The following is a 24,231-nucleotide window of genomic DNA, read 5'->3' on the forward strand; positions in this document are numbered from 1 at the left end:
TGGCCCCGCCGAGACCCGCGGAGAAGCGGCCGACGTGGTCGGCTACGGCCCATGTCAAGTTCGCGGCGGGCTTGTTACGGCAGCAGACCAGGCCAACAAAAAAGCCGCCCGGAGGCGGCTCTTGTCGGGCGCCGGAGCGCCGAAGAGGGCTCGATCAGCCGCGCGCGGAGCGGCGCTTGCGGCGCTGCTGGCCGAGGCCCATCTCCTTCGCCAGCTCGGAACGGGCCTTGGCGTAGTTCGGGGCGACCATCGGGTAATCGACCGGCAGGTTCCATTTCTCGCGGTACTGCTCAGGCGTCATGTTGTACTGCGTGCGCAGGTGGCGCTTGAGCGACTTGAACTTCTTGCCGTCCTCCAGGCACACGATGTAGTCCGGCGTGACCGACTTCTTCAACGGAACGGCGGGCTTGGGAGCCTCTGCCGGAGCCTCGACGGTGCCGCCACCGACACGCAGCAGGGCCGTGTGAACATCGTTGATCAGCATCGGTAGATCGGCCGACGGAACGGAGTTGTTGCTCACGTAAGCGGATACGATGTCGGCCGCCAATTCAATGTAGTTCGAGGTGGCGAGAGAATCGCTCATAATAATAGTTTTCCTTTCTGATCCCTACGACGAAGCGAATACCGGCGCCGACATGAACTTCGGAAGTCTTTCCGAACGTCGCGCCTGATTTCCATTTCGGATCGCCGCAACAGGTGCAGTACGCAGCTCTGAAATCGTGATCGAAGCCTGAGTTATGTCAATTTCCGTCTAATTACAAGACGGCAACCGCGAAAACTTTGGAAAACTGTGCATCAACTTGCGCGATCAAATAAAAGCGATCAATCCCGCAGCCCGGCGCTTCCGAACGGGAAGAGTTGCCGTCCCTCTGCGAGGCAGCCATTCTGCAGGAACGTTCTTGAGGAATATTGTGCTTTATTGTTGAACCGCGCGCTCGGCAAGCATTAACTCGTCCGGTAGGCTTCCTTTCGGGTCGCCCGCCCTATTTCGAATGCTTGAACCGTAGCCGGACATCCTTGATGAAGCTTGAATCCCTGCCCAATCCGCCTCTTCCCGACGCGCCCGCCGCTCCAAAGCATCCCCATGTCTTCACGGCTCACGGCGTCGAGATCCATGACGACTACGCCTGGATCAAGGCCGAGAACTGGAAGGACGTCCTCAAGGACCCGGCCGCCTTGCCGGCGGACATCCGGGCTTACCTCGAGGCCGAGAACGCCTTCGCGGCGGCTGCCTTCGCGGGCCAGGACGGCCTGCGGGACAAGCTCATCGCCGAGATGCGGGGACGGATCAAGGAAGACGACGCTTCCGTGCCCGAGCCGGACGGGCCGTTTGCGTATTTCACACGGTATCGTGAAGGCGGACAGCATCCCCTGGTCTGCCGGACGCCCCGGGCGGGCGGATCCGAGCAGGTGATGCTGGACGGCGACCGCGAGGCCCAGGGCCATGCCTTCTTCGATCTCGGGGGTGCCGAACATTCCCCCGATCATCGCTTCATGGCCTGGGGATGCGACATCAAGGGGTCGGAATACTTCACCATCCGGGTGCGCGACATCGAGGCCGCCACGGACCTGCCCGACGAAGTGCCGGGCAGTTCTGGCAGCGTGGTCTGGCAGAGCGATTCGGCGGGCTTCTATTATATCGAGCTGGACGAGAACCACCGCCCGGTGCGGGTCCGGCGTCACCGGCTCGGGACGCCCCACACGGACGACGCGGTCGTCTACGAGGAGAAGGACCCCGGCTTCTTCGTGAAGGTGGGCAGCACCCAGTCCGACGCCTACGTGCTCATCGAGGCCAGCGACCACGAAACCTCCGAGGTCTGGCTTCTCGACCGCCGCGACCCCACCGCCACGCCACGCCTCGTGGAGCCGCGGACCCCGCGCCTGCAATACGACGTGGAGCATCACGGGGACGACCTGATCATCCTCACCAACGCCGACGGGGCCGAGGACTTCAAGATCATGACGGCGCCCCGCGAGACGCCGGGCCGGGAGCACTGGCGGGATCTGGTGCCCTACAAGCCGGGCGTGATGATCCTCTTCGCGATGCCCCTCGTGCGCCATCTGATCCGGCTGGAGCGGGAAGACGCCAAGCCGCGCATCGTCGTCCGGGATTTCGAGACCGGCCGGGAAACCACCGTAGCCTTCGACGAGGAGACCTATTCACTCGGAATCGACCCCGGCTACGAGTACGACACGACGACGATCCGCTACCGCTACTCGTCCCTGCGCATCCCCAGCGAGGTTATGGATTACGACCTCCTGACGGGGGAGCGGGCTCTGCGGAAGCAGCAGGAAGTGCCGAGCGGACACGACCCCTCCCTTTACGTCACGCGCCGCTTGTTCGCGACCGCGCCGGACGGCGAGCAGGTGCCGATCTCCCTGCTGCACCGGCGGGAGGTTCCCCTCGACGGCTCCGCCCCTTGTCTGCTCTACGGGTATGGATCCTACGGCATGTCGATGCCGGCCGGGTTCCGCACCAGCATCCTGTCCCTCGTCGACAGGGGCTTCGTTTATGCGATAGCCCACGTGCGGGGCGGAACCGAAAAGGGATGGCGCTGGTACCTGGAAGGCAAGCGGGAGCGCAAGCCGAACACCTTCACGGACTTCATCGCCTGCGGCGAGACGCTCATCAAGGCCGGCTACACCGCCCGCGGGCGGATCGTGGCCCATGGCGGCAGCGCCGGCGGCATGCTCATGGGGGCGGTCGCGAACCTGGCTCCGTCCCTCTTCGCTGGCATCGTGGCGGAGGTTCCATTCGTGGACGTGCTCAACACCATGCTGGACGCCGAACTGCCCCTCACGCCGCCCGAGTGGCCCGAATGGGGCAACCCGGGCAGCGACGAGGCGGCCTTCCGGACCATCCTGGCCTATTCGCCCTACGACAACGTCAAGGCCCAGAATTACCCGGCCATCCTGGCGCTCGCGGGCCTCACGGACCCGCGCGTGACCTATTGGGAGCCCGCCAAGTGGGTGGCGCGCCTGCGGGACACCATGACGGGGGGCGGTCCCGTCGTCCTGCGCCTCAACATGGATGCGGGACACGGGGGCGCGGCGGGACGCTTCGACCGGCTGGAGGAGGTTGCCCTCGCGTATGCCTTTGCTATCAAGAGCGTGACGGGCTTCCAGACCTAGATTCCAGAGTTGGATTCCAAACCTGGAATCCTCGTCCGGCGGGCCCCGCCGCTGGAACAAAGTCACGAGGGCGCTATTTGGACCCTGGAAGACCGGAAGAGCTGAAACGATGATCCACCGGAGCGAGGCGCCCGAGGCCGGCGGCACTGTTTCTGCGGAAGACGACGAAACCCGTGGCGATTCCGCTCCCTCGGCGCGCCCGTACGACAGCCAGGACGCCGTGGAGGACGTCTCCGGGATCGCCTCGCGTGGACCCTCCGGCGAAGCCTCGACGGACATCTTGGAGGAGTCCCTGCGCCAAACGACCGAGATGCTGCGTCTGGCCATGGCGGCTGCCAACCTGGGCACGTGGGAGCGCGACATCCGCACCGGCGAGATGCGGTGCTCGCCCACCTACCTGGCCAATCTCGGCCTGCCGCCGGACACGAAGCTGACCTTCGACCGCCTGATCGCGATGCGCCATCCCGACGATGTCGAACGGGTGAACCGCACCGTCGAAGAGGCCATCGCCAAGCGGCACGATTACGACGTCGCCTACCGGGTGATCCGCCCTGACGGGTCCGTCGCGCGCCTCGTGGCGAAAGGAAGCCCGGTCTTCGAGAACGGGGTCGCGACCCGCATGGTGGGCGTCACCATGGATGTGACGGCGCGGGAGAGCGCCCAGGAGGTCCTCCAGACGACCCAACGCCAGCAGGAACTGCTGCTGGGCGTCAACGACCAATTCCGCGAAATCGAGGACCCGTTCGCCATCATGGACGCGGCGACCGTCGCGCTCGGCACGTATCTGAGTGCGGATCGCATCGGCTACGGCGAGGTGGACAAGGAAGCCGGGGAGCTGAGCGGCCGCGAGTGGCATCGGGGAACCGGGGCCACGACGGGGGTTTCCTTCCCGCTTGAGGCTTTCGGGTCCGCCGTCGTGGGAGAGCTGAGCGCGGGCCGCAAGGTCATGATCGACAACCCGTCGAAGGATCGCCGCGTGAGCGGCCGGACCCATGCGTTCTACGTGACCATCATGGAATCGTCGGTGATCCTGGTGCCGATCATCAAGGCGGAGCGCCTCGACGCGCTGCTCTACGTGATCGAGGCCCATGCCATCGACACGCCCCGCAAGGCCATTCTCGCGGAAGACCTGGCCGAGCGAACCTGGAACGCCGTGGAGCGCGCGCAGGCCGAGATCAACCTCCGCGAGAGCGAGGCGCGCCTGCGGGTCATCGCCGAAACCCTTCCGGCCCTCGTCTGGATCATCAGCCCCGAGCTGAAGCTGGTCTATGCCAACCTGCGGTGGACTAGCTTCTCGGGCTTGAAGGAGTCCGAGGCGCTGGGCTTCAGCTGGATGGAGATCATGCACCCCGACGACGTCGCCCGGGTCGTCGGACAGATGCCGGACTGGAAGCGGGACGAGGCGCCGTTCTCCATCGAGCTGCGCTACCGCGACCGCACGGGGCTCTACCGCTGGCACATCATCCGGGCGGAGCCGATCCACGATGCGCGGGGGACGTTCCGGGGATGGTCGGGCACCAGCGTCGACATCCACGATCTCAAGCAGACCGAGGAGGCCCTCCGCCAGAACGCCACGCAGCTGCGCATCGCCCTGCAGGCCGCCCATATGGGCGTGTGGAGCTGGGACACGGCCACGGACGTCCTCACCTTCTCCGACCGCGCCGCCGCGATCTTCGGCCTCCCGTCGGACAGTCCGATGGCCTGGGCCGACCTCCAGGGATACATCAACCCGAGGGACGTGGCCCGCGCCGTCGAGACCATGGAGGAATCCTTCCGATCGGGTGGCCAGTACAATGTGGAGTACCGGGTGCGCCGTCCCGACAACACTCCCGATGCCTGGGTGGCGGTCCAGGGGCAGGTCACCTACGACCCGGACGGGACCGTCAGCGGCATGACCGGCGTCGTGCAGGACATCTCCGAGCGCAAGGCCGCGGAGGAGCGCCAGCAGCTTCTCATCCGCGAGTTGCATCACCGGGTGAAGAACACCCTGGCGACCGTGCAGGCCATCGTCGGCTCCACCGCCCGCACGGCCTCCAGCATCGAGGAGTTCTACCAGGGCTTCGTCGGCCGCATCGTCTCGCTTGCCCGGACCCACAACCTTCTGACCGAAGATCTCTGGCAGAAGGCCTCCCTGGCGCAGCTCGTCGAGACGGAACTCGGCCCCTACGACGACGACAACCGCAACCGGATCGTCATCGAGGGCCCCGAAATCGAGCTGCCGTCCGAAGCCGCCGTTCCGATCGGAATGGCGATCCACGAGCTGACCACCAACGCCGCCAAGCACGGGGCCCTCTCGACCTTCGGCGGACAGGTCGACGTCCGCTGGCGTCGCGACGACGTCTCCCAGCCGCCCAAGCTGCATTTCAGTTGGACGGAGCATGGCGGCCCGAAGGTCGCGGCCCCGACCCGGCAAGGATTCGGTTCGCGCCTGCTCCAGCGGGTTCTGTCCACGCAGCTCCAGGCGGACGTGAACATGGACTTCGACCAGGAGGGCTTACGCTTCACCATGGTCATGCCCGTTCCGGGCGACCCGCCGCTCTTCAACCCGGATCGCTGACCCATGCTCCTGGACGCAGCCCGGTCCCAGCTCCTCGTCGTGGACCTGCAGGAGCGGCTCCTGCCCGCCATCGCGGAGAGCGACCGGGTTCTGCGGAACGTCGACCTCCTGCTGAAGGGTGCCGCGCGCCTGGCCCTGCCGGTCACCGTCACCGAGCAATACCCCAAAGGCCTCGGGACAAGCGTCGCGTCTGTCATGGAGGCCGTGCCGTCGGAGGCCGCGATCCTGCCCAAGCTTGCCTTTTCGGCCGAAAAGGACCCCGCCATCCGGGAGCGGGTGATCGGCCTCTCGAGGGAGGGGCGAGACCAGCTCGTGGTCTGCGGGACCGAAGCGCATGTTTGCGTGCTGCAGAGCGCCCTGGGGTTTCATGAGGCCGGATTGGGGGTGTTCGTGGTGGGCGATGCCGTCTCCAGCCGCTCGCCGCACAGCGTCAGCGCGGCCTGCGCGCGCCTGCTTCACGCCGGCTGCCACTGGGTCACGGCCGAGATGGCGCTCTTCGAATGGATGGAGCGGGCCGCGACGGAGGATTTCCGAGCCCTGGCGCCCCTGCTGAAATAGGCCGATCAGGCTGGTCGATGGCCGCCCTCGCCGCCTTCGCCGCCCGATGCGATGAACTCCTTGAGTTCGTCGAGGGATGCGAAGCGGAAATTGCCCTGCGGGGTCTCGGCCTCGATGGAGCCGTCCGAGAACATGACGTACCGGTTGTCGCCCGAGTTGTAGGTGCCGATCACCGCCGCTTGGGATAGGTCGGCCTCGACGGCCGGCTCGAGCAACGGCTCGCGATCCTCATCGGGCTCAGGCGGTTTCGGGTCCGGGAGCCGGTCCTGCGCGGGCTGCTCGAAGCCGTCGAGAGGACGGTCGAGTTCCGAAAGGTCGATGACCGGGAACGGCTCGGAATCCTTGGCAGCCTCGTCCGGCGTCGGGGACGGGAACTCGTCGGCCTCGGGCTCCTTGATGGCGGGCTCCTCCGGGAGGATCTCCGGCGCCGCCTCCCGCTCCTGCCGGAAGGGAAATGGCTCCCCGAACGCCTCCACGCGGTCGTTTGCGGCCTCGACGGTGTCGCGGTTGCGCTCGAGAAGGAAGTCCGGGAGCTTCAGTTTGGAGATGTCGACATGGTCGTCCGCGTGAGCCGGACGGGCGACGACCTCGTCCTGCTCGATCCGCGCGTCCTCGCGCACGGGTTCGCGGTCCGGCGTCTCGAAGGGCGGCACGACGAAGGGCAGGTCCGGCTGAAATCCGCCGGCCCGATCCTCGGCATCCGGCTCACGCTCGCCCCAGGTGGTGGTCGGGTCGTCCGCCAGGCGGCGGGTCGCGATGGAGGCGGAGGGCTCGCCGAAAGGGATGCGGGCGCTGATCTCGACAAGCTGGGCCTGGACGGCGGCGATGCGGGAGACGGCGGCCGTGATCCCGAGCAGCAAGGCCCCCGCCGAGGCCCCGACGATGCCCGCGATCACCATGGTCCAGCCCCGCTCGACCAGGACGATCTCCCAACCGAAGAGGGCCGAGAGCAGACCACCGACAATCATCGCCAGAGCCAGTGCGAAGAGCCCGATGATCATGTCTTCTCCGTAACGCAACTGCAGTTTCGGCGGAACGCATCAGTCCGCTGTGGATAAGGTCATATATGGCAAACGCCATCTCAAGGGAAGCTTAAGCACGAAAAAGTCGAAAGCTTGGCCGTTGCCCTGGGGGCCTGCCCGCTTTAACTAAGCGGGCAGACCCGATCCAACCCAAGGAGACGTCCATGTCCTTCACGCTGCCGGAACTGCCCTACGCGTACGATGCGCTGCAGCCCTACATGTCGCGGGAGACGCTCGAATTTCACCACGACAAGCACCACGCGGCGTACGTGAACACGGGCAACAACCTGCTCAAGGGCACCGAGTTCGAAGGCAAGAGCGTCGAGGAGGTCGTGAAGGGCTCCTACGGCAAGAACCAGGCGCTCTTCAACAATGCCGGCCAGCATTACAACCACATCCACTTCTGGAAGTGGATGAAGCCCAATGGCGGCGGCGCGATTCCGGGCAAGCTCGAGCAGCAGATCGCCTCGGACCTCGGCGGCGTCGACAAGTTCAAGGAAGACTTCATCCAGGCGGGCGTCGGCCAGTTCGGCTCCGGCTGGGCGTGGCTGGCCGTCAAGGACGGCAAGCTCGCCATCATGAAGACCCCCAACGGCGAGAACCCCCTGGTCCACGGCGCCCAGCCGATCCTCGGCGTCGACGTGTGGGAACATTCCTACTACATCGATTACCGCAACCGTCGCCCCGATTATCTCAAGGCTTTCCTCGAAAACCTCGTGAACTGGGAGCACGTGGAGGAGATGTACGAGGCGGCCGGCAAGTAAAGGCGGCCCAGCGCAACACCTTGGCGGGGTCCTTCGGGACCCCGTTTCGTTTCCGGCATCATCGGGCGGTTGGCCGGGGCACGAGGGCGAATCCCTTCCCAGACAGGAACTTCTCGAACCCGAACGAGGCCAGGAAGGCCCGCTCGGCGGCCCGGCTCTCCACCACGGGGTCGAGGGCGCGCAACTCGTCGTCCACGTAGCCCGGATGGCACATGATCAGGGGTTTTGGCCCCACCCGCTCGAAGGCGGCGCGGATCACGAGCCCTGCATCGGTCTCGTCCTCCAGGGGACTGAAGCCCGAGAAACCCCGGTTGGTCTCGAAACCCGCCACTTCGGCCTCCCGGCGGAACCCGGAGGCCAGCGCCTGGACCGTGAGGGCCTTTCCGGCGCTCACCGCGCGCTTGAGAATGGACGTTACGGCATCGGTTGGATCGCGCAGCCAGACGCGCCCCGGATAGCCTCTCGACACCAGCACCTCGAGCAAGGCCTGCCGGATGCCCGGCAGCACGTGGACGTGCTGGTGGCCGTCCACGAAATCCGGAGCCGCACCGTGAACCTGCTCGAAGGCATCGACCTGCCGGCCGATCTCCTCTTTGAGCTCTGACACCGGAAGACTGCGCAGAAAGGTCCCGCGCAGCAGGCGGCCGAGGGGCAGGAGCGCCCCGCCCGGCGCGACGCCCGGCATGGGCGCAAGAGGTTCTCCTACGGTCAAGTTGAGGTGGAGTCCGATGCCGATCCGGCCTTTGAGCCCTTGCAGGCTCGCGGCATTGCGCCGCCAGCCCGGCATGTTGGTCATGGCCCCCGTGGCCGAGACCCGTCCCCCCTCGGCCAGTTCGACGATGGCGCGGCTGATCCCGTCGGTCAGGCCGAAATCATCGGCGCAGAGGACCACGGGCCGCGGCAAATTCATCGTATTCTCCAAAATCGGGCGCCCCACCACTCTAATGCTCTTGAGCGGGCGCGCAATCTCGGCTCTCAATGCCCCGTTTCGAGAGAGGATGCCTTGCGTGGCGTTGCCGAAGATCAGTGTCGTCATCCCGGTTCACAATGAAAGCGCCAATATCGCGCCGCTTTGCGACGCCCTCGTGCCCGTGCTGAACCGGATCTCTTCCCTTTGGGAAATCGTCTTCGTGGACGACGGCAGCCGAGACGACACCTTGGAGCGGATCAAGGCGCGCAACCGGGAGGAGCCGCGGATCAGCGCGGTCTCCTTCAGCCGCAATTTCGGCAAGGAGATCGCCATCGCGGCGGGTCTCGACCATGCCCGAGGCGAGGCCGTCGTGATCATGGACGCCGACCTCCAGCACCCGCCGGAGATGATCGAGACCTTCGTGCAGCGCTGGCAGGAGGGCTACCTCATGGTCTATGGCCAGCGAACCGATCGCTCCGACGAGACCCGCATCAAGCGCAACTTCGCCCACCTGTTCTACCGCCTGTTTTCCACCTTCGGCGAGGTGCCCCTGCCCGAGGGCGCGGGCGATTTCCGGCTCATCGACCGCAAAGGCGTCGAGGTGCTGCGGATGCTGGGCGAGAAGGCCCGCTTCTCGAAGGGGCTCTATGCCTGGATCGGCTTCAGGAGCACCGGCGTGCCCTTCGTGGTCGGGGACCGGAAGTTCGGGAACTCCAAATGGAATTTCCGCCAGCTGTTCCGTTTCGCCTTTGACGGCATCGCGTCCTTCTCAAGCATTCCGTTGCGGGTCTGGACCTATGTGGGAACGCTGATCTCGATCCTGTCCATCGCGACCGCGCTCTACTTCGCGATCCGCACCCTGCTCTTCGGCACGGACCTGCCGGGCTTCCCGAGCCTTATCGTGTCGGTGATGTTCTTCTCAGGCATCCAGCTCATGTCGCTGGGCGTGATCGGCGAGTATATCGGCCGCATCTTCGCCGAGGTGAAGCGCCGCCCGCTCTACGTGGTGGCCGAGCGCATCGGTGGGGCGGCCGAGATCAGCTCGAGCCTCGTCAACGAAGACTATCAACGCTTCCGCCGGGTCTGACCGTTCCATGTTCCGCAAGATCATATCCGTGGGCGGGTGGACGCTCCTGTCCCGCCTCACGGGGTTCATCCGCGACGTGGTGATCGCCGCCGTGATGGGCGTCGGACCCATCGCCGACGCCTTCTTCGTCGCGTTTCGCATCCCGAACCATTTCCGCGCGATATTCGGCGAGGGCGCGTTCAACAACGCCTTCCTGCCCACCTACGCCAAGAGCCTGGAAACCCAAGGCGACCGTGCGGCCTCGTCCTTCGCGGCCCGCATCACCACGCTGATGCTGATCGTGCAGATCGCGCTCCTGGTCGCGGCCTACCTCGCCATGCCGGCCGTCGTCCGGCTTCTGGCGCCAGGCTTCTCGGAGGATCCCGCGAAGTTCGCGCTCGCCGTCACCCTCACGCGGATCACCTTCCCGTACCTGCTCTGCGTGACGCTGGTCACGATCTATTCGGGCGTGCTGAACGCCCATGACCGTTTCACGGCCGCCGCCGCCGCCCCGATTCTGCTGAATGTGTCGATGATCGCGGCGCTCGCGGTCGCGTTCCTGTTTCCCAATGCGGGCTATGCGGCGGCCTGGGGCGTCACGATTGCGGGCATCCTCGAACTCGGCCTCGTCTGGCTCTCGGCCCGGCGCGCCGGGATCGACCCAGGCTTGGAGCGGCCCCGGCTCGATGCCGTGATGAAGCGCTTCTTCAGGACCCTCGGGCCCGCCGTCGTCGGCTCGGCGGGCGTGCAGCTCGCCATGTTCGCCGATACGATCATCGCGTCGTTCCTGCCCACTGGCGCGGTGTCGTCGCTCTATTATGCGGACCGCATTTATCAGCTGCCGCTCGGCGTCATCGGCATCGCAGCCGGCACGGTGCTTCTTCCCGAAATGAGCCGCCGGATCGCGGCGGGCGACGCTCAGGCCGCCTACGCGGCGCAGAACCGGACGGTGAGCTTCACCCTCGTGATCGCGGCACCCTTCGTGGTCGCCTTCATGGCCATGCCGGACCTCATCATGTCGGCCCTGTTCCAGCGCGGCGCCTTCGACGTGGCGGCGGCGCAGCGCGCGGGCGCGGTGCTGTCGGCCTACGCGGTCGGGTTGCCTGCCGCCGTGCTGATCCGCTCGGCGGTGGCGAGCTTCTATGCCCGTTCGGACACGCTCACGCCCCTCATCGCCTCGCTCACGGCCGTGGCGGCCAACATCGTGCTGAAGATCGCCCTCATGGGCACCTACGGGGTGGTGGGCCTTGCGCTCGGCACCTCCATCGGGGCGTGGGTCAACCTGCTGCTGCTCTTTGCCCTCGCCTATAGACGCGGCTGGGCGGAGCCGAACCGGGTCTTGGGCAAGACCGTGCTGTCCGTTGCCGTGGCGAGCCTATTGCTCGCCGGATTCGCGGTTCTGGCCTACGACCCATTCGAACGCTGGACGTCGGCCCTACCGGCTTGGCGCAGCGAGTCGCTCCTCGCGGCGCTCGGGGCTTGCGGGGCGGTGCTCTACGGTGCGGTGTTGCTGGCGGGGTTGAAGCTGTCCGGGATCAGGCTGGCGCGGCGGTGAACGCCCATCCTCCCCTTGAGGGGGAGGATCGACCGAAGGTCGAGGTGGGGTGGAATCACCACAGTTTGAGAGGTCGCGCTTCCCACCCCATCCCGCCGCTTCCGCGGCGACCTTCCCCCTCGAGGGGAAGGTGGGCGCTCACCTCACGTCTTGATCTTCCAGCCCGTCCTGAAGATCCACCACACCGCCGCGAGGCAGAGCAGCATGAACAGGAGCGTCATGGAGAGGCTCAAGCCCACGCCGACATCCGCCACGCCGTAGAAGCTCCAGCGAAATCCGCTGACGAGGTAGACCACCGGGTTGAACAGCGCGATCGTCTGCCAGAAGGGGGGCAGCATGTTGATCGAGTAGAAGCTCCCGCCCAGGAAGGCGAGCGGCGTGACGATCATCAGGGGCACCACCTGCAGCTTCTGGAAGCTGTCCGCCCAGATGCCGATGATGAAGCCGAACAGGCTGAACGTGATCGAGGTCAGGATCAGGAAGGCGACCATCCACACCGGATGCGCGATGGAGAAATCCACGAAAAGCCGTGCCGTCACGAGGATGATGGCGCCCAGGATCATCGACTTGCTGGCCGCCGCACCCACATAGCCGATCACCGTCTCGAAAGCGGAGATCGGGGCCGACAGAAGCTCGTAGATCGTGCCGGTATATTTCGGAAAATAGATGCCGAACGACGCGTTGGAGATGCTCTCGGTGAGGATCGACAGCATGATGAGGCCCGGCACGATGAACGCCCCGTAGCTGACCCCGTCCACGTTCGCCATGCGTGATCCGATGGCCGAGCCGAAGACGATGAAATAGAGCGATGTCGACAGCACCGGCGACGCGATGCTCTGCATCAGCGTGCGCCAGGCGCGCGCCATCTCGAATTTGTAGATGGCCTTGATGGCATAGATGTTCATGTGCGCTCGCTGACGAGGTTGACGAAAATCTCCTCGAGCGAACTCTGGCTTGTCTGGAGATCCGTAAAATCGATACCGTTCTCGCCGAGGCGGCGCAGCAGGTCGGCGATGCCGGTCTGCTCGCTCTTGGCATCGAAGGTGTAGACCAGTTCCTGCCCATCGCCTGAGAGCTGGAGATTGTAGCCGCTCAAGCCCGCCGGGACGGCGGCGAGCGGGTTCTGCAGGTGCAGGGTCAGTTGTTTCTTGCCGAGCTTTTCCATCAGGACATTCTTGTCCTCGACCAGGATGATCTCGCCCTTCCGGATCACGCCGATCCGGTCGGCCATCTCCTCGGCCTCCTCGATGTAATGGGTCGTCAGGATGATGGTGACGCCGCTCTCGCGCAGGCGCTGCACCATGCCCCACATGTCCCGGCGCAATTCCACGTCGACGCCCGCGGTCGGCTCGTCGAGGAAGAGGATGCGCGGCTCGTGGGACAGCGCCTTGGCGATCATGACTCGGCGCTTCATGCCGCCAGACAGGGTCATGATCTTGCTGTCACGCTTTTCCCAGAGGGACAGGTCCCGCAGCACCCGCTCCAGATGAGCGGGGTTCGCCTTGCATCCGAACAGGCCTCGGCTGAATTTCACCGTGTCCCACACGGTCTCGAAGGCATCCGTGTTCAGTTCCTGGGGTACGAGACCGATGATCGAGCGCGCGGCGCGATAGTCCCGGACGATGTCGTGGCCGTCGGCCAGGATCGTGCCGGTGCTCGGATTGACGATGCCGCAAATGATGCTGATCAGCGTCGTCTTGCCGGCGCCGTTCGGCCCCAGGAGCGCGAAGATCTCGCCCCGGCGGATCTCCAGGTCGATTCCCTTCAGGGCCTGGAAGCCCGAGGCATAGGCCTTGGTGAGGCCGGAGACCGAAATGATCGGCCCATTCCCGTTCGGACGAGGATTTTGCACGTAATCGAGAGGTTTCATGGCGCGCCTGATAGCACGGATTGATGACGAGCAGGAGTCGCGGAATGGTGCCGTTCTCAGCGACGATCGAAGCGTCGGAGCGCTCGGTTGACCGGTGAAGCGCGAACCTTTCTACCGTCATGGCCGGGCTTGACCCGGCCACCCACGTTTTCACGTCATAAGACGTGGGTCCCCGGCTCAAGGCCGGGGATGACGGCGATGAGAGATGGAAGGAGCGTTCGCCCGGTCCTTCCGGCCTCATCATTCCCAAAGCCGGCTACCGAACCGCCCGCTTTCATGCCACAAGCGTCGCGAAACGGAGTTGCGGTGCATGAGGTCGATACCTGACGGCGTTCCACGCCGGGGCGTGCTCGTCTCGGCGCTCGGCATCGTCCAGATCCTGGCCTTCGGAACGACGCTCTATCTCCCGGCGGTCTTGGCCAAACCCATCACGGTCGATACGGGCTGGCCCTTGGCCTGGGTGATCGGCGGGCTATCCATCGCGCTCGTCACGGCCGGGCTCGTGTCGCCCTCCATCGGTGAGACCATCGACCGGCGTGGCGGGCGAATGGTCCTGGCCTCAAGTTCGGTTCTGCTCGCGATCGGGCTGGTCGTCATAGGACTTGCGCCGAACCTTCCCGTCTATCTGGCCGCCTGGGTGATCGTCGGCTTCGGCATGGGCGGCGGCCTCTACGACGCCACCTTCTCGACGCTGGGCCGCATCTACGGCCAGAATGCGCGAGGCGCCATCACCATGGTGACGCTCTGGGGCGGCTTCGCCAGCACGGTCTGCTGGCCGCTGAGCGCCTTCCTGGTGGAGCATCTCGGCTGGCGCGGAACCTGCGGGGTCTATGCCGCCCTCCATCTCGGCCTCGCCCTGCCGCTTCATCTCCGGCTCCTGCCGGGTTCGGCAAGGAAGCCGCCGGAGCAGCCCGAAACCGTCACCGGGGCCCCTGCCCCATCGATCGATCTGCGCGAGCATGTGCCCACCATCCTTCTGATCGCCGCCATCGTGACGATCAGCGGCAGCATCGCATCCGTTCTATCCGTGCACCTCCTCACCCTGCTGCAATTCCAGGGCGGCGGTCTCGCCGCCGCCGTCGCGCTCGGCACCCTTTTCGGACCGGCGCAGGTTCTGGCGCGCTTCGGTGAGATGACCTTCGGGCGGCGCTACCATCCCGTCTGGACCATGCTGGCTTCGGTCGGCCTCATGGCTCTCGGCATCGGCCTCCTGCTGCCCGGCGCCGCCGTCGCCGCCATTGCGCTCATCCTCTACGGCGCCGGAAACGGGATCGGATCCATCGCCAAAGGCACCGTCCCGCTGGCTCTCTTCGGGGCGTCCCATTATCCGGTGCTGATGGGGCGCATCGCCCGGCCGAGCCTCATCGCCCAGGCCATCGCGCCTGCCCTCGGAGCGGGCCTCATCGGCCTCGGCGGCACGGGCGCGCTGCTGCCGGTTCTAGCGGGTTTCGCGATTCTCAACGTGGGGCTGGTTCTAGCCCTGAAGGCGCGCGTCGGACGGTCCGCCTCCTAACGCTGCGCGAAGCGCGAGCGCGGCACCGTGCCGGCAACCTCGTTCAGGAGCTTGCGCCGGGCCGCGAGGGCGAAGGGCTGGGTCTCGTCGGCGATCTCCACAAAGGATCCCGGTCCGCCGATCACGCTCTGGGCATAGTAATCCTCCAGCGACATGCCGCCGGGACCGCCGGGCCTGCCGCCCGAGCGGCGGATCGCCAGAGCGTTGATGGTGAAGCCCTTGGCGAGCGCATCGGCCCGCGCGGCTTCGAGGGAACGCCCGTTCATGTTCGGGCCATCGCCCGACACGTCGATCACCTTGCGGGTGCCGTCGTGCTGGTTGGTCTCCACGAGACGGACGGAGAAGTCGATCGCGTTGGAGATCGAGTTGTAGCCGTAGGCGCCGCGCGGGGCGCTCATGAGCTTGTCGGCGAAGACCTTGGCGCTGGCCTCGTCCTTGATCACGTGCCAGTCGACGATCACAACCTGGGAGTTCGGGCCGCCCCATTCCATGAAGGCCACCGCGATGGAGCCAAGCATGCCGTTGCGGATCGCCGTGAGCACGTCCGGGGTCATGAGGGCGTCGGCCCAGCCTTTGCGCTGGAGCCGCAATTCGTCGTTGTCGATGGAGCCCGACCCATCAGCCGCGAAGACCAGTTCCAGATCCACGGGCTCCGCTTGGACGGGACCGGCGAGAAACATGGCCGCGCCGAGAACGGCGCCCGAGACGCCCCGCCTGATCCATCCCATCTGTGATCCCCCATCGCCCTGTATCGAGGGAGGAATCTAGGGCATTCCGCCCGTCCGTGTCGCGGCGGGCGGATCACAAGCGCTTGAGAGGCCTGGCGTCACGCAGCTTTGCCGAGGCTCCCGCTATGGGCAAAGTCCCAATAGAGTTCGCGAGCCTTGCGGTAGACCGGGCCGGGCTGCAATTCGCGGCTGTCGATGCGCAGGACGGGCATGACCTTCGAGTAGTTGCCGGAGATGAAGATCTCGTCCGCGTTCGCGAAATCCTCGTAGCGCAGGGTCCCCTCCACCACTTGCGTGCCCGCGTCGCGCAGGAGCCCGATCACGCGTTGGCGAGTGATGCCGTTGAGGAACGTGCCGTTGGCCGCGGGCGTGTAGGCGACGCCGTCCTTGGCCATGAAGATGTTGGAGGTGCCGGTCTCGGCCACGTTGCCGAGGGCGTCGCAGACGAGGCCGTTGTCGAAGCCCTTCTGCTTGGCCTCCAGGAGAACGCGGGCATTGTTGGGGTAGAGGCAGCCCGCCTTGGCGTCGGTGGGCATGGATTCGAGAGTCGGGCGGCGAAAGCTCGACTTCATCACCGAAAGGCCGCCCGGCACGGGCATGGCCGCCTCGAACAGGGACAGGCAGAACCGGGTCGAATCCGGATCGGGCGCGATGGTGAAGGGTCCCTCGGCCTCGGCCCAGTACATGGGCTTGACGTAGAGCGCCGTGCCGGGAGCGAATTTCTGGACGCCCTCCCGCACGAGCTCCATGATGGCCTCCGGCTCCATGGTGGGCTTGAGGCCGATGGTGAGGGCGGAGCGGTTCACCCGGGCGCAATGCCGGTCGAGGTCGGGCATGACTCCTTCGAACACCCGGGCGCCGTCGAACACGGAGGAGCCGAGCCAGGAGACGTGCGAGCGCGGCCCGATGATCGAGGGATTCCCCTCGTGCCAGGCGCCGTCGATCCAGTTCCAAGTGTGCGAATACCAAGCCACGGATGTCGTCCTTTTGGTCAGCGATGTTGCCCCATCGAAACGCCTTCGCGGGCACAGCGTCAATCCTGCGGCGCAGCAAATCCGTTCAAGACTTTTGATGGGTTGCATCTCGGACGGTGATCCGGCGACACTCGCCCGACCACCGCCGGGAATCGTCATGCCGTCCCACTCTCTCGCGCCCCAGACCCGAGCCGTGATCTTCGACGCCTACGGCACGCTCTTCGACGTGCATTCCGCCGTCGCGCGGCACGCCGCGAGGATCGGCCCGGAGGCGGCGCGCCTGTCCGAGATCTGGCGCGCCAAGCAGCTCGAATATTCCTGGGTCCTGTCCCTGGCGGGGCAGTATCGACCGTTCTGGGACCTGACCGTCTCGGCCCTGGACTACGCCTTCGCGCGATGCCCCGGCGTCGACCGCTCCTTGAGCCCCCTCCTGCTCGACGCCTACCGGGCCCTCGACGCCTATGACGATGTGACGGACGTGCTGGACGCCCTGCGGGCGCGGGGCCTGAAGACGGGGATCCTGTCCAACGGCGACCCCGGCATGCTGGCGGACGCGGTCGCGTCCGCCGGGTTGAGCGACCGCCTCGACGAAGTCCTGTCCGTGGATGAGGCGGGCGTGTTCAAGACGAGTCCCGCCGCCTACGACCTCGTCGCGGATGCGCTCGCGATGGAGCCCCCTGCGGTCGCCTTCGTGTCTTCCAACCGCTGGGACGTGGCGGGCGCGACCCTGTTCGGCTTTCCCTCGATCTGGGTGAACCGGCTAAACCTCCCGGACGAGTACGAGAGCTTCGCGCCGGTCGCGGTCATCGGCTCGCTGCGGGACCTGGCCCCGTCCGCAGCCCCATGAGACGATCCCCGAATGGCGTCGGGGATCGTCCGTCGCGCCGTTGGGGGCTTATTCGGCCGCTTGCGGCAGCACTTCGCTGGCCGTGAAGCCGAGCTTTCCGGCGACGCCGAGCCCATAGGCCGGGTCGGCGGCGTAGAAATGCGCGATCTGGCGCTTCACGATCTCGAAGGGAACGCCGTGCATCGCGCCCGCGATGTTGGAGAACAGGCGTTCCTTCTCGTCTGCCGGCATCAGGCGGAAGAGATTCCCGGCCTGGGTGTAGTCGTCGTTGCCGGCGCGGTGGTCGTAGCGGTCGGCATCGCCGGAAATCTTCAAGGGCGGCTCGGCGGCACGCGCGGTCTCGACGGGACCGTTGAACGAGTTCGGCTCATAATAAGCGTCGCCCCGGTTCGGGATGTCGTGCAGCATCGCGCCGTCGGCGTGATAATGCGCCACCGTGGAACGCGGACGGTTCACGGGCAGCGCCTCGTAATGGGTGCCAACCCGGTAGCGGTGCGCGTCCGCATAGGCGAAGATGCGCCCGTGCAGCATCTTGTCCGGCGAGAAGCCGATGCCGGGCACGATGTTCGAGGGCGAGAACGAGGATTGCTCGACCTCGGCGAAGTAGTGCCGGGCGTTGCGGTTGAGCTCCAGCACGCCGACCTCGATCAGCGGGTAATGCGCGTGCGGCCACACCTTCGTGAGATCGAAAGGATTGTAAGGCGTGATCTCGGCGTCCGTCTCGGGCATGATCTGCACGCAGACCCGCCAGCGCGGGAAATCGCCGCCCTCGATGGCGTCGTAGAGATCGCGCTGAGCGCTCTCGCGGTCGTCGGCGATGACGGCGGCGGCCTCCTGGTTGGTCCAGGTCTTGATGCCCTGCATGGACTTGAAGTGGAACTTCACCCAATGGCGCACGCCCTCCTCGTTGATGAACGAATAGGTGTGCGACCCGAAGCCGTGCATGAACCGGTAGCCCTGGGGCAGGCCGCGATCCGAGAACAGGATCGTGACCTGGTGCAGGCTCTCCGGCGACAGGCTCCAGAAATCCCACATGGCGGTGGGGCTGCGCAGGTTCGTGGCGGGATGGCGCTTCTGGGTGCGGATGAAGTCGGGGAACTTCAGCGGGTCGCGCACGAAGAAGACCGGCGTGTTGTTGCCGACCACGTCCCAGTTGCCCTCCTCGGTGTAGAACTTCACCGAGAAGCCGCGCACGTCGCGCTCGGCATCCGCCGCGCCGCGCTCGCCCGCCACCGTGGAGAAGCGCAGGAAGACTTCCGTCTGCTTGCCGATCTCGGAAAAGAGCTTGGCCTTCGAGTAGGAGGAGATGTCCTGCGTCACCGTGAAGGTGCCGTAGGCGCCCGAACCCTTGGCATGGACCACCCGCTCCGGGATCCGCTCCCGGTTCTGGTGCGCCAGCTTCTCGACCAGTTGGTAATCCTGCAGCAGCAGCGGGCCGCGCGAACCGGCCGAGAGCGAGTTCTGGTTGTCGGCAATCGGCGCCCCCGCCGTGGTGGTCATGGTCGGCTTCGTCATGAGCCTGTCCTCCTTGTTGGAGGCCTACCCATAGGCCAAGCTTTGAATAAGTCTAATTTGATTGCCTGACCTCGACGATCAGTTTATCTGATGGACATGCTCACGCTCAGGCAGCTCCGCTATCTCTCCGCCATTGCGGAGACCCGCCATTTCGGGCGTGCGGCCGCCCTTTGCAACGTGACGCAGCCGGCCCTGTCCATGCAGATCCAGGACCTCGAGAGCCTACTCGGCCTCCAGCTCGTGGAACGGCGGCGCAACTCTATCGACCTGACCCCGGAGGGCCGTGAGATCGCCCGGCGCGGCGCCGCCATCCTGGCTTCGGTCACGGACCTGCAGGATTACGCCCGCAGCACCAAGCCGGTTCTGGCCGGGCCACTGCGTCTCGGCATCATCCCGTCCATCGCGCCCTATCTCCTGCCCCGCGCCCTGCCGGAGCTGCACGAACGCTACCCGGACCTGGCGCTCCAGATCCGGGAGACCCTGACAGCCGCCCTCGTGGAGGAACTGGTGCGAGGGGACCTCGACCTCATCGTGGCGGCCATGCCGGTCCGCCACGCGGGGATCGAGTCGCTCGACGTTTTCCCGGACAGATTCCTGGTGGCTCGCCAGATCGGCAAGGATCCCGGCAACAGCCGGGTCGACCCGGCGCAGCTTTCCCAGGAGAGGCTCCTGCTGCTTGAGGAAGGCCATTGCCTGCGCGACCAGGCCCTGGGGGTCTGCGGCTTGGTCGCCCCGCAGCTCAACGCGGCCTTCGGGGCGTCGAGTCTCTCCACGGTGATGCATCTCGTGGCCAACGGCTACGGGGTCACCCTGTTGCCGGAGATGGCGGCTCGGACGGAGGCGGTGGAGCGCATCCAGCTCGCGCGGTTCACCGAGCCCGAACCCATGCGCATGGTCGGCCTTGCCTGGCGCGGCTCCTCCGCCCGGCGGCGGGACGCCGAGGCCTTGGCGGAGGTGCTGCGGGAGGTCGCGGCCCCGGCCGAGCCTTGAGGGACCGCAAACGCTCGCGCGGCCCCTACCCCGGGGTCGATCTCAAATCCGTTTCGCCAAGGCGGCGAGTTGATCGGCGCAGGCGCCCCACCCTTCATGGAAGCCCATCTTCTCGTGGGCCTCGCGGTCTTCCTCGCGCCAATGAAGGGCGCGGGCGGTATAGCGGGTCTGTCCGCCCTCGTCCTCGAAGGTGACGACCGCCGTGAAGAAGGGCTTCTCGGAGGGCTCCCACGCGGACGTGTAGGCGTCCGTGACGACGATGCGCTCGTTGGGCACCACCTCAAGATAGACACCCCGGTTGGGATACTCGTTTCCGTCGGGATCGCGCATGACCACGAGGCTGGCGCCGCCCGGCCGCACATCGACCTCCGCCTTGGCGATGGTCCATGGCGCGGGCACGAACCATTGCTTGAGAAGGTCGGCCTCGGTCCAGCACCGGAAGAGCTTGTCCCGCGGCGCATCGATGAGGCGGGTGAGAACGAGTTCGCGGTCGTTCGAGGGCTGGGTCTGGGGGGCGGCGGTCATCGTATGCTCCTTGTGCGGTCCCTCTCAGGACGAATGGGCGCGCGTCGTCCCGACACTGACGTCGAAAGATTTCCGGATTCTCAACCGAGCAGCCAGCGCAGCGCCACGGGCAGGAGGAGCGCGGTGACCAGCGCGTTGAGGCCCATGGCGATGCCCGCGAAGGTTCCGGCGAGCGGATGCACCGTGAAGGCCCGCGCGGTGCCGATGCCGTGGGACGCGAGCCCCGCGGAAAAGCCGCGCGCCCGCCAGTCGCGGATGCGCAGGCAATTCATGAGAGGCGTGACGATGACCGACCCGATCACGCCCGTGATGAGCACCAGCACCGCCGTGAGCGACGGGTCGCCCCCCAGCGTTTCCGTGATGCCCATGGCCACGGGCGCCGTGACGGATTTCGGCGCCAGCGACAGCACGATGGTGCGCGGCAGGTCGAAGGCTTGGGCTATCACGACGGCCGACACGATGGCGGTGAGCGACCCTACCACGAGAGCGGCCAGCATCGGCACGAGCGAGCGCAGCACGATCCGCCGGTTGTCCCAGAGCGGGATCGCCAGCGCCACGGTGGCAGGGCCGAGCAGAAAATGCACGAACTGCGCGCCCTCGAAATAGACCGGATAAGCCGTGCCGGTCGCCCACAGCACGAGGGCGACGATCGCCACCGACAATAGAACCGGGTTGCACACGGGATGGCGGCGCGTCGCCAGCGAGATCCGGTCGGCGGCCAGATAAGCGATCAGCGTGACCGTCAGCCACAGGAGCGGCGTGCGGGTCAGGTACGTCCAGAGCGCGAAGGTCGGCTCACTCATGGGACTCGCCCTCGTCACGCGCGCCCACGAGGCGGGAGACGACCAGGAAGGTGCCGACCGTGGCCACCAGCGTGAGCACGGTCGAGACGACCAGGGTGATGGACAGCCCGAGCCAATGCGCCCCGATCACGTCGAGCCGCTGTACGATGCCCACGCCCGCCGGGACGAACAGGAGGGAGAGGTGCGACAGCAACCCCCGGCCGGTCGTATCCAGCGCCTGCCCGAAACCAGGCAGGACCTGCCCGATGGCGGGCCGCAGGGCAAGCAGGGCCAGCATGACGATCATGCCGAGCACCGGACCCGGGACCGGCCACGCGAGAGTGCGGGCCACGACCTCGCCGACGAGCTGGCAGAGAAGGAGAAGGGTCAGGCTGGCGATCATCGGCACCTCGGCGGAGAGCCGGAGCATATCGAGGCTTCGGACGGGAAGCCAAGCCTGGGTTCATTTGAGGCATGACCCGGTCGCAGGGACACCCACCATGCGCCCTCCACTCTCGCGGGGGGCCCAAGTCGCGAAGCGACCGGGCCGGGGGTGGAGACTTCAGAACAATCGGTCGATCATCAGAGCGCAAACGCTCAGACCGTCATGGCCGGGCTTGACCCGGCCACCCACGCACCCGCGTCGCAAGACGTGGGTCCCCGGCTCAAGGCCGGGGATGACGGCGGGGGAGCGATGAAGGTGGTAGGAACTTGGTGGGCGCTCACCTAGTCGTCCCACCCCATCCGAGCGCTTCGCGCCCACCTTCCCCTCAAGGGGGAAGGAACAGGCAGCGTCGACCGGGCAGGCCCCATAGGTTCGGGAAGGAGCTGGCGGCTCATGTCACAACGAAAAAGCGGCCCGGAGGCCGCTTTCAAACTCTCAGTTGTCCAGGAAGCTCCTGAGCTTCCGGCTTCGAGACGGATGCTTCAGCTTCCGCAGCGCCTTGGCCTCGATCTGGCGGATGCGCTCGCGGGTGACCGAGAATTGCTGGCCGACCTCCTCGAGGGTGTGGTCGGTGTTCATGCCGATGCCGAAGCGCATGCGCAGGACGCGTTCCTCGCGGGGCGTGAGCGAGGCGAGCACGCGGGTGGTGGTCTCACGAAGATTGCTCTGGATCGCCGCGTCGATGGGCAGGATCGCGTTCTTGTCCTCGATGAAATCGCCGAGATGCGAATCCTCCTCGTCGCCGATGGGCGTCTCGAGCGAGATGGGCTCCTTGGCGATCTTCAGGACCTTGCGGACCTTCTCCAGCGGCATGGCGAGCTTCTCGGCCAGCTCCTCCGGGGTCGGCTCGCGGCCGATCTCGTGGAGCATCTGGCGCGAGGTGCGAACGATCTTGTTGATCGTCTCGATCATGTGCACCGGGATGCGGATGGTGCGGGCCTGGTCGGCGATCGAACGGGTGATCGCCTGCCGGATCCACCAGGTGGCATAGGTCGAGAACTTGTAGCCGCGCCGGTACTCGAACTTATCGACCGCCTTCATGAGGCCAATATTGCCCTCCTGGATCAGGTCCAGGAACTGGAGGCCGCGGTTCGTGTACTTCTTGGCGATGGAGATCACGAGGCGCAGGTTGGCCTCGATCATCTCTTTCTTGGCCTGGCGGGCCTCGCGCTCGCCCTTCTGCACCATCATGACGATGCGGCGGAACTCCTGGATCTCCAGGCCGGTCTCGGAGGCGAGGTTGTGGATGTTCTCGCGCAGGTCGTGGATGCCGTCCTTCGCCTTGGCGACGAAGTCCTTCCAGCCCCGGCCGCCGAGCTTGGAGACGCGCAGCACCCATTTCGGGTCCAGCTCCCAGCCCTGGTAGTGCTTGAGGAACTCCTCGCGGGCGACGCCATGGCTCTCGGCCAGGCGCATGAGGCGGCCCTCATGGGAGATGAGGCGCTTGTTGATGTCGTAGAGCTGCTCGACCAGGGCCTCGATGCGGTTGTTGTTGAGCGAGAGGGACTTCACCGAGGTGACGATGTCGCTCTTCAACTCCTTGTACTTGCGCTCCTGGGCCGGGGTCAGCTGCTTGTTCTGGAGGCGCTGCTCCACGTGCTCCACCTGGAGGCGGCGCAGCTTCTTGTAATTGTCGGCGATCGAATCGAACGTCTCGAGAACGCGCGGCTTCAGCTCGGCCTCCATGGCCGAGAGCGACACGTTGTTCTCCATGTCGTCGTCGTCGAGGTCGCCCTCCGGAGGGGTGAGCGGGTCGGCCTCCTCGTTAGCGCCGGCGGCGAGCTGCTCCTCCTCGGAGCCGCCCAACTCGTCCACCTTCGGGGCGCCCTTGCCGTCCGGGCCCGCATAGGTCGCCTCGAGGTCGATGATGTCGCGCAGGAGGACGCGGCCCTCGACGAGCTCATCGCGCCAGATGATGATGGCCTGGAAGGTCAGCGGGCTCTCGCACAAGCCCGCGATCATGGCCTCGCGGCCCGCCTCGATACGCTTGGCGATGGCGATTTCGCCCTCGCGCGACAGAAGCTCCACGGAGCCCATCTCGCGCAGGTACATGCGCACCGGGTCGTCGGTGCGGTCCGTCGGCTCCTTCGCCGTGGTCTCGCGGGTCGCGACGGCGCGGGTCTGGGTGGTCTCGACGAGGTCGCTGCTCTCGGCTTCCTCCTCCTCGGCCCCCTCGGCCTTCTCGCCTTCCTCGGCCTCTTCGGATTCGACGACGTTGATGCCCATCTCGGAGAGCTGGCCCAGAACGTCCTCGATCTGCTCCGAGGAAAACTCCTCGGAGGGCAATACTTCGTTCAACTCGTCGTAGGTGACATAGCCCCGCTTCTTCGCGAGCTTGATCATCCGTTTGACGGCGGCATCGCTGAGATCGAGAAGCGGCCCATCGCCCTGCGGCTCGGTCACTGTCGTCTCGCCTTCGTCCCGATCGGTTGTCTTCGTCGCCATGCTCTATTCTGCTCCGGCGCCCCGCCCGAGCCT

21 protein-coding genes are annotated in these 24,231 nt (G+C 66.2%); 9 read left to right on the plus strand and 12 right to left on the minus strand.

Going from position 1 to position 24,231, the window contains the following annotated elements; translation table 11 throughout:
• Window positions 1-154: 154 nt before the first annotated feature.
• On the minus strand, window positions 155-583 hold the full coding sequence (locus ILT42_RS00325; RefSeq protein WP_204213313.1) for a MucR family transcriptional regulator: 429 nt from the start codon (window positions 581-583) through the stop codon (window positions 155-157).
• Between the two features lie 437 nt (window positions 584-1,020).
• Here ILT42_RS00325 and ILT42_RS00330 point away from each other — a divergent pair, with 437 nt between their 5' ends.
• The 3 genes from ILT42_RS00330 to ILT42_RS00340 all read left to right on the plus strand — a co-directional run bounded on the left by ILT42_RS00330 (window position 1,021) and on the right by ILT42_RS00340 (window position 6,247).
• The gene (locus ILT42_RS00330) at window positions 1,021-3,132 is read left to right on the plus strand and encodes a S9 family peptidase (protein WP_204213314.1); all 2,112 of its coding nucleotides are present in this window, start codon (window positions 1,021-1,023) and stop codon (window positions 3,130-3,132) included.
• Window positions 3,133-3,241: 109 nt separating this feature from the next.
• Window positions 3,242-5,689, plus strand: a complete 2,448-nt coding sequence (locus tag ILT42_RS00335) for a PAS domain-containing protein (RefSeq protein WP_204213315.1) — start codon at window positions 3,242-3,244, stop codon at window positions 5,687-5,689.
• Window positions 5,690-5,692: 3 nt separating this feature from the next.
• Window positions 5,693-6,247 (plus strand): isochorismatase family protein, encoded by a 555-nt coding sequence (locus tag ILT42_RS00340; protein ID WP_204213316.1) that lies wholly within the window; start codon window positions 5,693-5,695, stop codon window positions 6,245-6,247.
• A gap of 5 nt (window positions 6,248-6,252) precedes the next feature.
• On the opposite strand, the gene ILT42_RS00345 is transcribed toward ILT42_RS00340, so the two are convergent.
• Window positions 6,253-7,248, minus strand: a complete 996-nt coding sequence (locus tag ILT42_RS00345; protein ID WP_204213317.1) for a hypothetical protein — start codon at window positions 7,246-7,248, stop codon at window positions 6,253-6,255.
• A gap of 185 nt (window positions 7,249-7,433) precedes the next feature.
• Between ILT42_RS00345 and ILT42_RS00350 the strand changes: the two genes are divergently transcribed.
• Window positions 7,434-8,033, plus strand: coding sequence for a superoxide dismutase (locus ILT42_RS00350; RefSeq protein WP_204213318.1), 600 nt, complete (start codon window positions 7,434-7,436; stop codon window positions 8,031-8,033).
• Between the two features lie 58 nt (window positions 8,034-8,091).
• Here the strand turns inward: ILT42_RS00350 and ILT42_RS00355 are convergent, their stop codons facing one another.
• The gene (locus ILT42_RS00355) at window positions 8,092-8,943 is read right to left on the minus strand and encodes a ChbG/HpnK family deacetylase (RefSeq protein WP_204213319.1); all 852 of its coding nucleotides are present in this window, start codon (window positions 8,941-8,943) and stop codon (window positions 8,092-8,094) included.
• Between the two features lie 88 nt (window positions 8,944-9,031).
• Here ILT42_RS00355 and ILT42_RS00360 point away from each other — a divergent pair, with 88 nt between their 5' ends.
• Both ILT42_RS00360 and murJ read left to right on the plus strand, forming a co-directional pair.
• Window positions 9,032-10,030, plus strand: coding sequence for a glycosyltransferase family 2 protein (locus ILT42_RS00360; protein ID WP_407664494.1), 999 nt, complete (start codon window positions 9,032-9,034; stop codon window positions 10,028-10,030).
• Between the two features lie 7 nt (window positions 10,031-10,037).
• Window positions 10,038-11,564, plus strand: a complete 1,527-nt coding sequence (gene murJ, locus ILT42_RS00365) for a murein biosynthesis integral membrane protein MurJ (protein WP_204213321.1) — start codon at window positions 10,038-10,040, stop codon at window positions 11,562-11,564.
• Window positions 11,565-11,707: 143 nt separating this feature from the next.
• Here the strand turns inward: murJ and ILT42_RS00370 are convergent, their stop codons facing one another.
• Complete coding sequence (locus ILT42_RS00370; protein WP_204213322.1) at window positions 11,708-12,469, minus strand: ABC transporter permease; 762 nt, start codon at window positions 12,467-12,469, stop codon at window positions 11,708-11,710.
• Window positions 12,466-13,434 (minus strand): ABC transporter ATP-binding protein, encoded by a 969-nt coding sequence (locus ILT42_RS00375; protein ID WP_204213323.1) that lies wholly within the window; start codon window positions 13,432-13,434, stop codon window positions 12,466-12,468. Before ILT42_RS00375 ends, ILT42_RS00370 begins: the two co-directional genes overlap by 4 nt.
• A 310-nt stretch (window positions 13,435-13,744) precedes the next feature.
• Between ILT42_RS00375 and ILT42_RS00380 the strand changes: the two genes are divergently transcribed.
• Window positions 13,745-14,947 carry an MFS transporter gene (locus ILT42_RS00380; RefSeq protein WP_204213324.1) on the plus strand — a complete coding sequence of 401 codons (1,203 nt, stop codon included), beginning with the start codon at window positions 13,745-13,747 and terminating at the stop codon, window positions 14,945-14,947.
• On the opposite strand, the gene ILT42_RS00385 is transcribed toward ILT42_RS00380, so the two are convergent.
• Both ILT42_RS00385 and ILT42_RS00390 read right to left on the minus strand, forming a co-directional pair.
• On the minus strand, window positions 14,944-15,675 hold the full coding sequence (locus ILT42_RS00385) for a DUF1194 domain-containing protein (protein ID WP_204213325.1): 732 nt from the start codon (window positions 15,673-15,675) through the stop codon (window positions 14,944-14,946). The two genes, ILT42_RS00380 and ILT42_RS00385, sit on opposite strands and share 4 nt — an antisense overlap.
• 98 nt (window positions 15,676-15,773) lie before the next feature.
• Window positions 15,774-16,649 carry a branched-chain amino acid aminotransferase gene (locus tag ILT42_RS00390; RefSeq protein ID WP_204213326.1) on the minus strand — a complete coding sequence of 292 codons (876 nt, stop codon included), beginning with the start codon at window positions 16,647-16,649 and terminating at the stop codon, window positions 15,774-15,776.
• Between the two features lie 157 nt (window positions 16,650-16,806).
• Between ILT42_RS00390 and ILT42_RS00395 the strand changes: the two genes are divergently transcribed.
• Window positions 16,807-17,496 (plus strand): haloacid dehalogenase type II, encoded by a 690-nt coding sequence (locus tag ILT42_RS00395; RefSeq protein ID WP_204213327.1) that lies wholly within the window; start codon window positions 16,807-16,809, stop codon window positions 17,494-17,496.
• A 48-nt stretch (window positions 17,497-17,544) separates the two neighbouring features.
• Here ILT42_RS00395 and ILT42_RS00400 read toward each other — a convergent pair whose 3' ends face one another.
• Window positions 17,545-19,011, minus strand: coding sequence for a catalase (locus tag ILT42_RS00400; RefSeq protein ID WP_204213328.1), 1,467 nt, complete (start codon window positions 19,009-19,011; stop codon window positions 17,545-17,547).
• 90 nt (window positions 19,012-19,101) lie between these two features.
• On the opposite strand from ILT42_RS00400, the gene ILT42_RS00405 reads away from it, so the two are divergent.
• Window positions 19,102-20,001 (plus strand): hydrogen peroxide-inducible genes activator, encoded by a 900-nt coding sequence (locus ILT42_RS00405; RefSeq protein ID WP_204213329.1) that lies wholly within the window; start codon window positions 19,102-19,104, stop codon window positions 19,999-20,001.
• A gap of 42 nt (window positions 20,002-20,043) precedes the next feature.
• On the opposite strand, the gene ILT42_RS00410 is transcribed toward ILT42_RS00405, so the two are convergent.
• From ILT42_RS00410 to rpoD, 4 genes are all read right to left on the minus strand, one after another.
• The gene (locus ILT42_RS00410; protein ID WP_204213330.1) at window positions 20,044-20,526 is read right to left on the minus strand and encodes an SRPBCC family protein; all 483 of its coding nucleotides are present in this window, start codon (window positions 20,524-20,526) and stop codon (window positions 20,044-20,046) included.
• Window positions 20,527-20,606: 80 nt separating this feature from the next.
• Window positions 20,607-21,329 carry an LrgB family protein gene (locus ILT42_RS00415; protein ID WP_204213331.1) on the minus strand — a complete coding sequence of 241 codons (723 nt, stop codon included), beginning with the start codon at window positions 21,327-21,329 and terminating at the stop codon, window positions 20,607-20,609.
• Window positions 21,322-21,711 (minus strand): CidA/LrgA family protein, encoded by a 390-nt coding sequence (locus ILT42_RS00420; protein WP_229428380.1) that lies wholly within the window; start codon window positions 21,709-21,711, stop codon window positions 21,322-21,324. The genes ILT42_RS00415 and ILT42_RS00420 overlap by 8 nt, the downstream gene beginning before the upstream one ends.
• A gap of 477 nt (window positions 21,712-22,188) precedes the next feature.
• Window positions 22,189-24,198, minus strand: coding sequence for an RNA polymerase sigma factor RpoD (rpoD, locus tag ILT42_RS00425; RefSeq protein WP_204213333.1), 2,010 nt, complete (start codon window positions 24,196-24,198; stop codon window positions 22,189-22,191).
• Between the last annotated feature and the right edge of the window lie 33 nt (window positions 24,199-24,231).

The organism is Microvirga pudoricolor (assembly GCF_016892705.1).
Lineage (GTDB): Bacteria > Pseudomonadota > Alphaproteobacteria > Rhizobiales > Beijerinckiaceae > Microvirga > Microvirga pudoricolor.

Coding starts and splice junctions, on each gene's coding strand:
- ILT42_RS00405 (WP_204213329.1), top strand. CDS start 19,102: ATGGACATGCTCACGCTCAGGCAGCTCCGCTATCTCTCCGCCATTGCG.
- murJ (WP_204213321.1), top strand. CDS start 10,038: ATGTTCCGCAAGATCATATCCGTGGGCGGGTGGACGCTCCTGTCCCGC.
- ILT42_RS00370 (WP_204213322.1), bottom strand. CDS start 12,469: ATGAACATCTATGCCATCAAGGCCATCTACAAATTCGAGATGGCGCGC.
- ILT42_RS00325 (WP_204213313.1), bottom strand. CDS start 583: ATGAGCGATTCTCTCGCCACCTCGAACTACATTGAATTGGCGGCCGAC.
- ILT42_RS00395 (WP_204213327.1), top strand. CDS start 16,807: ATGCCGTCCCACTCTCTCGCGCCCCAGACCCGAGCCGTGATCTTCGAC.
- ILT42_RS00415 (WP_204213331.1), bottom strand. CDS start 21,329: ATGAGTGAGCCGACCTTCGCGCTCTGGACGTACCTGACCCGCACGCCG.
- ILT42_RS00350 (WP_204213318.1), top strand. CDS start 7,434: ATGTCCTTCACGCTGCCGGAACTGCCCTACGCGTACGATGCGCTGCAG.
- ILT42_RS00340 (WP_204213316.1), top strand. CDS start 5,693: ATGCTCCTGGACGCAGCCCGGTCCCAGCTCCTCGTCGTGGACCTGCAG.
- ILT42_RS00345 (WP_204213317.1), bottom strand. CDS start 7,248: ATGATCATCGGGCTCTTCGCACTGGCTCTGGCGATGATTGTCGGTGGT.
- ILT42_RS00410 (WP_204213330.1), bottom strand. CDS start 20,526: ATGACCGCCGCCCCCCAGACCCAGCCCTCGAACGACCGCGAACTCGTT.
- ILT42_RS00380 (WP_204213324.1), top strand. CDS start 13,745: ATGAGGTCGATACCTGACGGCGTTCCACGCCGGGGCGTGCTCGTCTCG.
- ILT42_RS00360 (WP_407664494.1), top strand. CDS start 9,032: ATGCCTTGCGTGGCGTTGCCGAAGATCAGTGTCGTCATCCCGGTTCAC.
- ILT42_RS00420 (WP_229428380.1), bottom strand. CDS start 21,711: ATGATCGCCAGCCTGACCCTTCTCCTTCTCTGCCAGCTCGTCGGCGAG.
- rpoD (WP_204213333.1), bottom strand. CDS start 24,198: ATGGCGACGAAGACAACCGATCGGGACGAAGGCGAGACGACAGTGACC.
- ILT42_RS00355 (WP_204213319.1), bottom strand. CDS start 8,943: ATGAATTTGCCGCGGCCCGTGGTCCTCTGCGCCGATGATTTCGGCCTG.
- ILT42_RS00385 (WP_204213325.1), bottom strand. CDS start 15,675: ATGGGATGGATCAGGCGGGGCGTCTCGGGCGCCGTTCTCGGCGCGGCC.
- ILT42_RS00400 (WP_204213328.1), bottom strand. CDS start 19,011: ATGACGAAGCCGACCATGACCACCACGGCGGGGGCGCCGATTGCCGAC.
- ILT42_RS00375 (WP_204213323.1), bottom strand. CDS start 13,434: ATGAAACCTCTCGATTACGTGCAAAATCCTCGTCCGAACGGGAATGGG.
- ILT42_RS00330 (WP_204213314.1), top strand. CDS start 1,021: ATGAAGCTTGAATCCCTGCCCAATCCGCCTCTTCCCGACGCGCCCGCC.
- ILT42_RS00335 (WP_204213315.1), top strand. CDS start 3,242: ATGATCCACCGGAGCGAGGCGCCCGAGGCCGGCGGCACTGTTTCTGCG.